Origin of the sequence: Enterobacter sp. HK169 (genome assembly GCF_001719105.1) — a bacterium.
GTDB classification, from domain to species: Bacteria; Pseudomonadota; Gammaproteobacteria; order Enterobacterales; family Enterobacteriaceae; genus Enterobacter; species Enterobacter asburiae_B.
In genome coordinates this window covers 207,033-219,600 of sequence record NZ_CP017087.1, presented here as the reverse complement: position 1 = coordinate 219,600, position 12,568 = coordinate 207,033, and the positions used below count along the sequence as shown (strand labels likewise).

At 56.7% G+C, this 12,568-nt stretch carries 11 protein-coding genes and 1 pseudogene; 2 read left to right on the top strand and 10 right to left on the bottom strand.

The features are described 5' to 3' along the window. Window positions 1-29 precede the first annotated feature (29 nt). The 3 genes from chbC to osmE all read right to left on the bottom strand — a co-directional run bounded on the left by chbC (window position 30) and on the right by osmE (window position 2,411). A complete protein-coding gene (gene chbC / locus EnteroDNA1_RS01145; protein ID WP_023311283.1) occupies window positions 30-1,388 on the bottom strand; it encodes a PTS N,N'-diacetylchitobiose transporter subunit IIC in 1,359 nt (452 codons plus the stop codon). Between the two features lie 79 nt (window positions 1,389-1,467). After that, complete coding sequence (gene chbB / locus EnteroDNA1_RS01140) at window positions 1,468-1,785, bottom strand: PTS N,N'-diacetylchitobiose transporter subunit IIB (RefSeq protein WP_069302672.1); 318 nt, start codon at window positions 1,783-1,785, stop codon at window positions 1,468-1,470. A gap of 281 nt (window positions 1,786-2,066) precedes the next feature. After that, a complete protein-coding gene (osmE, locus tag EnteroDNA1_RS01135) occupies window positions 2,067-2,411 on the bottom strand; it encodes an osmotically-inducible lipoprotein OsmE (RefSeq protein ID WP_010430142.1) in 345 nt (114 codons plus the stop codon). A gap of 232 nt (window positions 2,412-2,643) precedes the next feature. Between osmE and nadE the strand changes: the two genes are divergently transcribed. Both nadE and cho read left to right on the top strand, forming a co-directional pair. After that, a complete protein-coding gene (nadE, locus tag EnteroDNA1_RS01130) occupies window positions 2,644-3,471 on the top strand; it encodes an ammonia-dependent NAD(+) synthetase (RefSeq protein WP_047061618.1) in 828 nt (275 codons plus the stop codon). Window positions 3,472-3,618: 147 nt separating this feature from the next. After that, on the top strand, window positions 3,619-4,497 hold the full coding sequence (cho, locus tag EnteroDNA1_RS01125; RefSeq protein WP_073001255.1) for an excinuclease Cho: 879 nt from the start codon (window positions 3,619-3,621) through the stop codon (window positions 4,495-4,497). Here cho and ves read toward each other — a convergent pair. From ves to astC, 7 genes and pseudogenes are all read right to left on the bottom strand, one after another. Beyond that, entirely contained in the window at window positions 4,475-5,032 is a 558-nt protein-coding gene (gene ves / locus EnteroDNA1_RS01120) for an environmental stress-induced protein Ves (RefSeq protein WP_069302671.1), read from the bottom strand. The two genes, cho and ves, sit on opposite strands and share 23 nt — an antisense overlap. Window positions 5,033-5,329: 297 nt before the next feature. After that, complete coding sequence (gene spy, locus EnteroDNA1_RS01115; RefSeq protein WP_033145263.1) at window positions 5,330-5,824, bottom strand: ATP-independent periplasmic protein-refolding chaperone Spy; 495 nt, start codon at window positions 5,822-5,824, stop codon at window positions 5,330-5,332. 338 nt (window positions 5,825-6,162) lie between these two features. Further along, window positions 6,163-7,128 (bottom strand): succinylglutamate desuccinylase, encoded by a 966-nt coding sequence (gene astE / locus EnteroDNA1_RS01110; RefSeq protein ID WP_069302670.1) that lies wholly within the window; start codon window positions 7,126-7,128, stop codon window positions 6,163-6,165. Window positions 7,129-7,138: 10 nt separating this feature from the next. After that, window positions 7,139-8,463: pseudogene (gene astB, locus EnteroDNA1_RS01105) on the bottom strand (N-succinylarginine dihydrolase). After that, window positions 8,450-9,937 (bottom strand): succinylglutamate-semialdehyde dehydrogenase, encoded by a 1,488-nt coding sequence (astD, locus tag EnteroDNA1_RS01100; RefSeq protein WP_069302669.1) that lies wholly within the window; start codon window positions 9,935-9,937, stop codon window positions 8,450-8,452. Before astD ends, astB begins: the two are co-directional and overlap by 14 nt. Then, window positions 9,934-10,968, bottom strand: coding sequence for an arginine N-succinyltransferase (gene astA, locus EnteroDNA1_RS01095; protein WP_023311275.1), 1,035 nt, complete (start codon window positions 10,966-10,968; stop codon window positions 9,934-9,936). Before astA ends, astD begins: the two co-directional genes overlap by 4 nt. Continuing rightward, window positions 10,965-12,185 (bottom strand): succinylornithine/acetylornithine transaminase, encoded by a 1,221-nt coding sequence (astC, locus tag EnteroDNA1_RS01090; RefSeq protein WP_029742016.1) that lies wholly within the window; start codon window positions 12,183-12,185, stop codon window positions 10,965-10,967. Before astC ends, astA begins: the two co-directional genes overlap by 4 nt. Between the last annotated feature and the right edge of the window lie 383 nt (window positions 12,186-12,568).

Sequence of the window (12,568 nt, the reverse complement as noted above, 5' to 3'; positions counted from 1 at the left end):
TGGCGCGGGCTTCCCCGCGCCGGTCAATCCTAGAATTTCAGTGAGAGGGCAATATCCTCTTCGCTCTCTTCTTCATCAATAATGGTGGCGGCTTTGTTGGCAATCGCCACAAACGGCATGTACAGCAGGGTGGCAATCCCGAGGTTGAATATCGCCAGCAGGAAGGCCGCGACGCTACCGTTGGTGTTGAAGAAGGCGCCCAGGCCCGCCGGCATGGTCCACGGTGCAATGTTGGTGACCGGTGGAATGATGCCCATGTAATACGCCGTCAGGGTGATCGCGGCCAGCAGTGGCTGAATCAGGATGAACGGAATGAACATTACCGGGTTCATGATGATTGGCAGACCGAACAGAATCGGTTCGTTAATCTGGAAGATGCCTGATGGCAGCGCCAGCTTCGCGACCTGACGGTAGTCAGCACGACGAGAGACAATAAAGACCGCGATGATCAGACCCAAGGTCGCCCCGGTACCGCCCAGGAAGATATAGGAGTCAAGCATCGGCTTCGCCCACACATGGAAGGTTTTACCCGCTGCCAGCGCCGCGTCAACGGAGCCGTACTGCTGGTAAAGCGCAACGTTTTCCAGTGCCCAGGGGGTCATAATCCCGCTGTCCAGCGCGGCCAGTGCCAGTGAACCATGCACGCCAAAGAACCACAGCAGAGAGGTGAAAATCACATACGCCCAACCGACCACGCCACCCATCGACGCCAGCGGCGTAGAGATAGAGTCCATGATGATCTGGTGGAAGTTAGTGCCCCAGTGGGAGAGCGCCCAGGCGATAATCCCCATGATGGAGAGAATAATGAAGCCTGGAATCAACGCGGAAAATGAACGAGAAACGGAAGCCGGTACGCTATCCGGCAGGCGGATAACCCAGTTGCGGCGGATAATAAAGGTGAACATTTCTGCCACCACCAGGCCGATAACAATACCGGAGATGATGTTGGCCCCGCCCAGCCAGTTGGCGCCAACGGCATAGGCTTCGCCCACGCTGTAAGGCGTCACGGTCATAAAAGCGGCGACGGATAATAACCCGGCAGCCAGCGGATCCACTTTACGCTCTTCTGCCAGTGCCATCCCAATAAAGAAAGGCGCCATCAACGACATAATCCCTAACGTACCGTTATAGACGTTGCCGCCAATGGCTTTAAAACCATTAAGGGTTTCAATAGTGGAAGCGTCTAACCGAATTCCTAATGAATAAAAGAAGGAACCTTCACCAAAGCTCAGAAAAACGTTGTTAATTAAAACGAACATGGCCCCGGCCAGCGTCAACGGCATTAATTTAATAAAGCCGTTTTTGATGGCGTTAACGTGAGGCTGCTTTCCTATTTTAACAGCAAAAGGAAGGAGTACCTTTTCAAGTGAAGCGATGACTTTACTCATAGGAAAATACCCTTAAATGCCGTAACGCATGTTACGGCGTATTGTGTGTGAAATAACTCTTTGACGGGAAAAATAAAAATTAATTAGCAGCTTTTTTAATGGCTGCAACAGCAGCTTTAAGAACACCTAAACCATCAATCTTGCCGTACAGCCCCGAGTCGATCACTTCGACCGGTTTATTGGGTAACAGTCGTTGAATTTCGGGCAACATATAGGCAATTTGCGGCCCCAGTAAAACAACATCGGCTGTCTGGCCTTTTTCGCCCGCCAGCGTCTCTGGAAACGCTTCAATCATCACAGGGACTTCATACTTTTCAGCCTGCGCACGCATCTTTGACACCAGAAGCGACGTTGACATGCCCGCTGAGCAGAACAGGTAGATATGTTTCTTTTCCATCGTGATTTCCCTCTTGTATGACTACCTGCCATCGCGCTATCACTCGACTCGCTGTCCCGGCAGACAGGTAGCTTGCGTACTGTTGTTTATCGTTGGAGTGAGTATACGCAATGGTACAGACAGGGGATAATTCTGGATAGGCTCAAATTGTCTCTCATTGACCTGGCTTGTTGACTCCCTTCACATTTCGGGCAAATAATTCGCGCAAAGAAATAAGATTTTCTGATGCATAAAAAAACCGGCCCATGGGCCGGTTTGTTAACATCCTCAGGCAAGCAGGGTTACTGCGCCTTAGGTGCCTGAGGATCGGTATCGTATTCAGCACAGGTCTGATAGCCGGAGTTGATCACATGACCGGTATCATCCAGGGCGACGAAGTAGGTTTCTGCCTTACCATCACGTTGACCCAGGATATAGGTCTGGCAGGTCCCTTTCGCATGAATCATGGTCACTTCAGAAGAAGGTTTACCGGCAATCGCAGCCACCTGCGAACGGGTCATCCCTTTTTTAACGTCTTTTACTACGGGCTGCGTAAACTGATCCTTAGTGCGATCGTAAGCCGTACACCCTGCCAGCATAGTCAGTACCGCCGCTGCGCTAAGAATTCCTGCTACGTTCTTGTTCATATTCCGTCCTCTTGTTTATCAGCGTGTTATCTAAGCATGGGATAAAAAGTACTATTGTTCAACTTTGTGAGTTACGCCAGACGAATTTCGGAAAATTCTAATAAAACAACGATAACCTGCTAAATCGGCGCAAATTAGCGCACTCGAAACTGTGATCCTTGTCGTTTCTCGCCCAAAGGGTTAGTTTTAACAGCTAACACATTCTGTTTATGTACTGCATATGGAGGGCGTGATGGCTCTGCAACAAGAGATTATTCAGGCACTGGGCGCGAAGCCTACGGTAGATGCACATGAAGAGATCCGCCGCAGCGTGGATTTTTTAAAATCGTACTTAAAAAAGAACGCTTTCCTGAAATCCCTGGTGCTGGGCATCAGCGGCGGCCAGGACTCTACCCTGACCGGTAAACTCTGCCAGATGGCGATTTCAGAGCTTCGCGAAGAGACGGACGATGAGAAACTGCAGTTTATCGCGGTGCGTCTTCCTTATGGCGTACAGGCGGACGAGCAGGATTGCCAGGATGCCATTGCCTTCATTCAGCCTGACCGCGTGCTGACCGTGAATATTAAGGGCTCGGTGCTGGCAAGCGAGCAGGCGCTTCGCGAAGCGGGCATTGAGCTGAGCGATTTTGTTCGCGGCAACGAGAAGGCCCGCGAGCGCATGAAAGCGCAGTACAGCATCGCCGGGATGACCAAAGGCGTTGTCGTCGGCACCGACCATGCGGCAGAAGCGATTACCGGTTTCTTCACCAAATACGGCGACGGCGGCACCGACATTAACCCGATCTTCCGTCTCAACAAGCGTCAGGGTAAGCAGCTGCTGGCCGCGCTGGGCTGTCCTGAGCATCTGTATAAGAAAGCGCCGACAGCGGACCTTGAAGACGATCGCCCTTCCCTGCCGGATGAAGCGGCCCTTGGCGTCACCTATGACAACATCGATGATTATCTGGAAGGCAAAAAGCTGGATGAACGGACCGCGAAAATCATCGAAGGCTGGTATCTGAAAACCGAGCACAAGCGCCACACGCCAATTACGGTGTTTGACGACTTCTGGAAAAAATAAAGCAAAGCGGTAACCAGGTTACCGCTTTTAATGTTTGCGCCCTCTCCCGTGGGAGAGGGTTGGGGTGAGGGCATCAAGCCACCCGGCTCTTTTTTAACCACCACACTCCTGCTACACTGTATGCCTGAACAGTATATGGAGCAGTATGTGAGCAGGCGTCAATCCGCCCCGCGTCTTGAATTTGAAGCGGCGGCTATCTACGAATATCCCGAGCACCTTCGCCCCTGGCTTGAGGCGCTGCCTAAACAGCCGGGCGTCTACATCTTTCACGGTGAAAGCGACACCCTGCCGCTCTATATCGGCAAGAGCGTTAACATTCGCAGCCGGGTGTTATCCCATCTCCGTACGCCGGACGAGGCCGCCATGCTGCGCCAGTCGCGACGCATTACCTGGTTCCAGACGGCGGGAGAAATGGGCGCGCTGTTGCTGGAGGCGCGGTTGATAAAAGAACAACAGCCGCTGTTCAATAAGCGCCTGCGCCGCAACCGTCAGCTCTGCTCCCTGCAGATAAACGATGGCAGGCCGCAGGTCGTCTACGCGCGCGACGTCGATTTTTCTCATGCCCCGAATCTCTATGGGCTATTCGCCAATAAACGCGCCGCGCTCCAGGCGCTGCAGACGCTGGCGGACGATTTACAGCTTTGCTACAGCCTTTTAGGTCTGGAGGCTACCACCCGGGGACGCGCCTGTTTTCGATCCGCGCTGAAGCGCTGCGCCGGTGCGTGCTGCGGGAAAGAGAGCGTTGAGGCGCATCACGCCCGGCTTCTCACCGGTCTGGCGGCCATCAGCGTGAACTGCTGGCCCTGGGAAAGCGCCGTTGCGCTAAAAGAAGTGGGCGAGGCCATGACCCAGTATCACATCGTCAACAACTGGCTCTGGCTGGGCGCCGTCGACGACATCAACGACGCGGCAACCCTGCTGCGCACGCCCGCCGGATTTGACCACGATGGCTACAAAATTCTCTGTAAACCGGTCCTGACAGGAAAGTTTGAGATCATTGTGCTCAATGACCCGGCAGCCACGTGATTTCGCTGAACAATAAGGTGCCCTGAGCTTCCAGCAGACGCAGCGTATGGGTACCCTCCTCCCAGCTAGCCCCCTGATCGGCCGTCAGCAATTTATCGCCCAGCTGCCACGCCCCGCTTAGCACGAACACCACGCCCCCGCGTGAGCCAAAGGTGGTGAAGGTTCGGTCAGCAACGCGCACCTTCGCCCGGCAGCAGTCGCGCCGGGTCATGATGTTAAAGTCCATCGCCATCCGCCCATCTGAAAGCAGCGCTTTTACCGGCAGATCGCCGGCAAAACTGTAGGGCTGATGATGCTTGAGGGTATGGGAGAACGCCTGACCCGCGTCCAGCGTCAGTTCTCCCCCTTCCAGCAAGGTAATCACCCGGTCAACACCGGGAAACGAGGAGAATTCGCCGTTGCTGGCAATCGTCGCGATACTGGCACGCCAGTAAAAATCGCGCGTCGCGGGAGGGAAGCAGCAAATCTCACGCGTTTCGCCAGCACCATTGCGCCAGAGGCTGACCGGCATCTTACGGATATCAAAGAACTCCATCACCACTCCTGAATGGCACAACCCGTGCCAGGGCAAGGATATCGCTATCGTTGCTGTCTTGTTTGTTATCGTTAGGTATTCACAGAAACAGTATCGGCAGCAGAGCGGGCAGGCCTTAGCTGAACGTTAATAAAAATTCTAACGCCATGACTCTGCAAACATTCTCTGACGCGACTACAGGAGGATACCGCGCTGGCGGCGGCAGGCAAGAGGGCAGGAAAGAAAAACCGCCGGTCCTGTCCACAGCGGTTGCGCTTTTGTGGACAGGATCCCGGCGGTCTTAAGAGAGTGAACCGATTATTCGGTTGGAGCTGGCATTTTACCTTCCATCGCCGGACGTTCTGTCAGACGCTTCTCAAAATTCGCATTAAATTGCTTTTTCTGTTCCGGGGTCAGAATGTTGTAGATCTTGTTCTGGGTTTCCATGTGAGCCAGCATGCGGGCTTTGTGCTGCTCGGCCATTTTGTCGATCTGCGCTTCGGCTTTCGCCTTATCGAAGCTGTCGCTGGCGATGATGTCATGCATCGCACGACGCTCTTCAAGCGGAGGACGTTTCATCTGGTCGCGTTCGCCTTTTCTGATGTCGCGGATCTGCTGCTTCTGCGCATCCGTCAGGTTGAGATCCTTAAACATCATCATCTCGTTGTGCATACCCGGACCTTTATGATGCATCATCATTTTGCCTTCAGCAGGCGCGGTAGGTGTAGTGGTCGCAGTATCTGCGGCGAACGCCATGCTGGTAGCGCCCAGAGCCAGGGTAGAAGCAACAAACAGTGCAGTAAACTTACGCATAATTTATTTCCTTTCTTTCAGTTATTCTTCGGCGCTATGCCGTGTTGACGAGATTAACTTTACGGGGTTTATCGTCAATTAGTCAGAGCAACGGTAAAACAATGAAAGTGTAAAAAACAAATTTTCGCCAAATGTGGAGGAAATAAGGATAAAGCGTGGAGACTTGCAACAAAAAATATTTAACAGGATGATTTTAAAGAGATTAAGCAGAAGTATAGCGAAGTGAAGATCAATAATAAAGCAATTCACCAGGAATATTCTGCAAAACAAGCGCAAGCGCTTTAATCGTTAAGAAAAGTTTTTTGCTTCCCCCACCCGGATGATGGGAGGGGAAAGGTTCAGGATATTTTTTCCAGCATCAGCCCGGCCCGCAGGCCAAACGCGACGGTGGGGTTAGGGAATAAGACATACTCGGTGGTGTTCTGCACCTCGTAACGTTCCTCGCCATCCTCAGCCAGCAGCGCCCCTTTGCGGAACGGGGTGAAGTTCAGGGTGTGCGCGGCCATATGGAGCTGGAAGGCATCGCTGCGGCGCGTGATCTGCTGTACGACCCGATACCGCTCAACGGGCTGATGCGCGTGCTCGGGAGCCGTTCCTCCCAGCAGCGCCCGAAGGGCGAGATGCGTAGGCGCAAAGCGGGTCAGATCGTTCTGGCCGAACGGCAGCGCTTTTCCCAGTTCCAGCGTGCAGGACAGCGCAGCGAAACGTTCACAGGTGAAATGGGTAAACGTTCCGCCCGGCGACTGATGAAATACCAGCGCCTCCAGCCCGGCGTCACCCAGCCAGCTCAGGAACGCTTCATCCCAAGGCTGACTGCGCTGCGGCAGAACGCCGAAGCGAACGTGGTAGGACGCGCGGATTGCCGTATGCAGATCCAGATGCCAGCGCGCCGGTCCCGCGGCGGCAAAAAACGCGGTCACGACGTTCTCCAGCCACTCAGCCCGCGCCGTTTCATCGCTCTGGGGAAACTGCGACCAGCGGCCGCCGAACATGCGGTTAATGTCGCTCACCAGATACCGTTTGTTTTGCGCCAGCGCAGGGGGATTGCCGAGCACCACCAGCACGCGGCACTTTAGTTCGATCTCATTGCGGTACAGCGCACGCAGCAGCAGATCAACAATCTCAACGGGCGCGGTTTCATTCCCGTGGATACCCGTTGAAAGCAGCAGGGAGAGATCGCTTTTTACGGTCGGCGTCAGCTCAAGCACCCCGCGCCCCAGCCACCGCCAGCGAAATGAGGGGCCGTCCCCCTCTTTCTGTTCCGGCGTCTCGTCGGCCAGGGTCAGCGCCAGTAAATTTTCCATATCCACTCCTTTAGCGCTGGAACGGGTAAACCGATCCCAGCTGCAGGATTGTCGATAACGCGTCCAGCGCCTCGCGCCCTTCACGCAGAAGCTGCGGGTCAACCAGATCCGCCTGCGTCAGACGATCGCGATAGTAGCGATCGACCCAGTCATTCAGCCGCGTAAAGAGCGTATCGTTCATCATGACCGCCGGGTTCACCGCCTGCACTTCGTCCTGGGTCAGGACCACGCGCAGACGTAAACAGGCTGGACCACCGCCGTTGGCCATGCTTTCGCGCAGGTCAAACACGCGCAGTTCGTCAATCGGGTTATCGGCCTTCACCAGCTCCGTCAGGTAGCGCCACACGCCTTTATGATCCCGGGACTCCTGCGGCAGGACCAGCATCATGCTGCCATCGTCACGGCTCAGCAGCTGGCTATTGAACAGATAGGTTTCTACCGCGTCCTGCACGCTCACCGCCTCCGTGGGCACCTGGACTGGCGTGAAGCCGCGCACGCGCTCATGCAGCGTGGCGAGCAGCTTCTCCTGATGGGCAAACGCCTGCTCGTGGCAGAACAGCACCTGGCGGTTAGAAACGGCAATCACGTCGTTATGGAACACGCCCTGGTCAATCACATGCGGGTTTTGCTGGGCAAAAACCACCTGGGAAGGATTGACCTGGTTCAGGCGCGCAACCGCCTGGCTGGCCGCCAGCGTCTGACGAGCAGGATAACGGGTTGGCGCGGCGTGGCCCCCCTCTTCTCGCCCGTAGATAAACAGCTGCAGGCCCGGGTCGCCATAGTCGCCCCCAGGCGGTTATGGTTGGCCGCGCCTTCGTCACCAAACATCGCCACCTGCGGCAGGGCCTGATGCACCTCAAAATGGGCGTCATGGTTGAAAATGGCGCGCAGCACGCGCTCGGTGGTTTCCGCTTCGGTGGCGCGGTGGAATTTATTGTTCAGGTTCGCCACCGTCAGATGAACTTTGCCATCAAGCGTGTCGGATGACGGCGCGACGGTCGCCGCGTTTGCCACCCACATCGAGGAGGCGGAGCTTGCCGCGGAGAGCAGGTGCGGGGTCTGCGTACCCGCTTTTTCGACGACCTGCTCATCGGTACCGCTAAAGCCGAGCTGACGAAGGACCGCCACGTTCGGGCGTTCCTGCGGCGGGATCACCGCCTGCGGGAAACCGGCATCCGCCAGCGCTTTCATCTTCAGCAGCCCCTGCTTCGCCGCCAGCTTCGGGTTGGAGACCTGAAAACGGTGCTTCGTCGAGGCTTCATTACCAAAAGAGAGACCGGCATAGTGGTGCGTCAGCCCCACCAGCCCGTCAAAGTTAACCTCACGCGCTTTCATGACGATCCCCTCCGGTAAAATCCAGCCCCGGATTAAGCGTCTCCGGCAGCGTCAGCGCCGGGGTTTCCAGGCTCGCCATCGGCCACGCGCAGTAATCGGCGGCATACCACGCGCTGGCGCGATGGTTGCCCGACGCGCCCACCCCGCCGAACGGCGCGGTGCTCGCGGCCCCGGTCAGCGGTTTATTCCAGTTCACAATCCCGGCGCGCGCTTCCAGCAGCAGCCGATCAAACTTCTCGCGATGCGGCGAAATCAGCCCGCTCGACAGGCCGTAGCGGGTGTTGTTCGCCATCGCAATGGCCGCATCGAAATCGTCATAGCGCCAGACACAGAGCAGCGGGCCAAAGACCTCGTCATCCGGCACGTTGCTCGCGCCGCTCATCTCTACAATACCCGGCGTCAGCAGCGAGCTACCCGGCTGAACCTGCTTCGGCTCCAGCAGGGTTTTCGCGCCGCGCGCGACGTGGTCCTGCCAGGCCTTCAGCACGTTCAGCGCGGCCTGTTCGGAAATCAGCCCGCCGATAAACGGCTGCGGTTCGGCATCCCATGCGGCAGGCACCAGACGCGCGCTCACTTCTACCAGACGCTTCAGGAAGGCATCCCCCTGCGCGCCGCGCTTGACCAGCAGACGGCGAGCACAGGTACAGCGCTGTCCGGCGGTAATAAAGGCGGACTGAATCGTCAGGTGCACCGCGGCGTCGATATCGTCAGGGTCTTCCACAATCAGCGGGTTGTTGCCGCCCATCTCCAGCGCCAGGATTTTCTCCGGCTGCCCTGCCAGCTGGCGGTGCAGCTGATAGCCCGTACCGGCGCTGCCGGTAAACAGCAGGCCGTCGATATCGCTCAGCGCGCTCAGCGCCTGACCGGTTTCCCGCCCGCCCTGCACCAGGTTCAGCACGCCCGGCGGCAGGCCGGCCTGTTCCCACAGCTTAACCACCGCCTCGCCGGTGAATGGCGTGAGCTCGCTCGGTTTGAAAATGACGGTATTGCCCGCCAGCAGCGCAGGCACAATATGGCCATTCGGCAGATGCCCCGGGAAGTTATACGGGCCAAACACCGCCAGCACGCCGTGCGGACGGTGGCGCAGCGTGGCCGCGCCGTCCGGCATGTCGGTGTGCTGTTCACCGGTGCGGGTGTGGTACGCCTTCACCGAAATGGCGATTTTGTTGATCATCGCCGTCACTTCGGTTGTCGCTTCCCAGCGCGGCTTGCTGGTTTCAGACGCGATGATGCGCGTCAGTTCGGCCTTGTTTGCCTCCAGCAGCCCGGCAAACTTTTCAACAATTTCCTGACGCACGGCGAAAGGCTGTTTTGCCCACGCAGGAAACGCGCGGCGCGCGGCACGGCAGGCTTGTTCCACCTGCGCGGCGCTGGCGTCATGCCCCTTCCAGAGCACCTCTTTTCCAACCGGATTGGTCTTTACGCGCTCTTCGCCTTCGCCCGTGACCCAGTCACCGTTAATCCATAATGTCATGCTGTTTTCTCCTCAGGGCAGAGACGCACCAGGCGAACCGTATCGCCGGCGTTACATTTCAGGGCATCCAGTTCTGCAGCCGTCAGCACCAGACGTTCACATTTCGGGTTGGTACGCACCAGCATGGCGCGGAAGTTGGCGTAATTTTCGTTCGACACCAGACAGGCGGGCCAGTCACCCGGCGCGGGCTGACCTTCAGAGACCTCAACCAGACGGCTTTTACGGATCGCGCGCACGCGGTCGATATCGCACTCAAGCGTTGGGCCGCCGTCAAAGATGTCGACATAGTTCCGGTAGCGGAACCCTTCTTTTTCCAGCACCGCGCGGGCGGGCGCGGTCTGCGGATGGACTTCGCCAATCACCGCCTGCGCTTCCGGGCTGAGGAAATGGGTATAGATAGGATGCTTCGGCATCAGTTCGGCGATAAAGGCTTTCTGGCCGGTGCCGCAGAGATAGTCCGCCCGGCTGAACTCCATCGAGAAGAAGCGCTCGCCCAGGCTCTCCCAGAACGGCGAGTAGCCGGTGTCGTCGATCACGCCGCGCATCTCTGCGACCACTTTTTCGTTAAAGCGATCGCGGAAGGCGGCCATAAACATAAAGCGCGATTTGGAGAGCAGATAGCCGTTGCCCTCTTTGCGCCACGCCGGGTCGAGGAACAGCGTGCACAGCTCGCTGGCGCCCGTGTGGTCATTACAGAGGAACAGCGTGGGCAGCGCGTTATAGACGTTCAGCTCTTTCGAGGCGTGAACCATGGTGCCGACGCGGTAGTTGTACCACGGGTCGTTAAGCCCGACGGCCACTTCAATGGCGCAGATCCCGGCCACGGTCCCCGTGTCGGTGTCTTCCAGCACGAACACATACCCCTGTTCGCTTTTTGGCAACGTCCCCTGCCAGGTTTGCAGGGCGCGCTCAATGCGCGCCGACAGCGTTTTTTCATCGGCAGGAAGCGAGGTCAGCCCGCCTCCCGTCTTACCGGCAAGCTGCATGAGCCCGGCGAGATCGCCGCGCTCAACGGGACGGATGACCATCATGATGACACCCCGGATTTCACTTTTTCACACGCCAGCGCAAAACGGTCCAGACCGGTTTGCACCTCTTCCTCGCTGACGATCAGCGCCGGCGCAAAACGCACCACGTTGGCACCGGCAATCAGCACCATCACGCCCACTTTTGCCGCTTCCTGTGAAATAAGTTTAGCTTTTCCGGCAAACTCGGCGGTGAGCTCGCAGCCGATTAACAGCCCCAGACCGCGAATTTCTTTAAACAGCCCCGTTTTGCCGTTGATGGCGTTCAGACGTTCAACAAACCAGTCGTGACGCTGCTTAACGCCTTTCAGCACCTCAGGCGTGTTAATGATGTCCAGAACCTGCCCGGCGACGGCGGTGGCCAGCGGGTTACCGCCGTAGGTGGTGCCATGGGTACCTACGGTCATTACGCTGGCGAATTTATCGGTGGTCAGCGTCGCGCCAATCGGGAAGCCGCCGCCCAGCGCTTTGGCGGTAGAAAGCACGTCCGGCGTCACGCCGTAGTGCATATAGGCATACAGCTCGCCGGTGCGGCCCACGCCGGTCTGGACTTCGTCGAAAATCAGTACCGCGTTGTGGCGATCGCACAGCTCGCGCAGCCCCTGCAGGAAGGCTTTTTGCGCCGGAAGCACGCCGCCCTCGCCCTGCATCGGTTCGACGATCACCGCGCAGGTGGTGTCGTTAATCAGCTCGCTGGCGGACTGCAGATCGTTATAAATACCGTGACGGATATCCGGCGGCAGCGGGGCGAAATCCTGCGAGTAGGAAGGCTGGCCGCCCGCGCTGACGGTAAATAGCGTGCGCCCGTGGAAGGCATTTTTAAACGCCACGATGCCGCTCTTGTGGGTACCAAATTTATCGTGCGCATATTTGCGCGCCAGCTTCAGCGCCGCTTCGTTGGCTTCCGCCCCCGAGTTACAGAAAAAGACCTTTTCGGCAAACGTCGCGTCGATCAGTTTTTTGGCCAGGCGCAGCGCGGGCTCGTTAGTAAAGCCGTTGCCGGTATGCCAGAACTTCGCCGCCTGGTCATTTAGCGCCTGACGCAGCGCAGGGTGCGCATGACCCAGCGCGTTGACCGCAATCCCACCTGCAAAGTCGATATACTCTTTACCCTGCTGATCCCACAGGCGCGAGCCTTCCCCACGAACCGGAATAAAAGCCGCCGGAGCGTAAACCGGCATCATCCATTCATCGAAATTTTCACGCGTAATTGACAGAGACATAGCGACCTCATCCGGTAAATAAAAAGTTATTTGAATGTTAAATAATTGAGTGTTTGCACTGTGAATGTAGATTGCAGCCTTCGTGCCAGCCAGCGATAAAATTGCATAAACGGGTTGAGGTAACAGAATATCAATAAGTTACAATATGGAGTTATTCACTGTTGGTGCATAAAAAGTGAATATTTTTACGACAAGCGGCGCTTTGCCGCATGAAAATCAGAAAGAGTATGCACAGGCCAAATATAATTCTGGAATTGTGATCGCTCGCGAAATTTATCGGTCATTTACGCCCTGTTTGAGGGCGAGGCGCGTCAGAATGGTGCAAATATTGCACCACCGGCATTAACTGTCGCAGTTATTGGCCGAACCCGGTAACAGTTGAC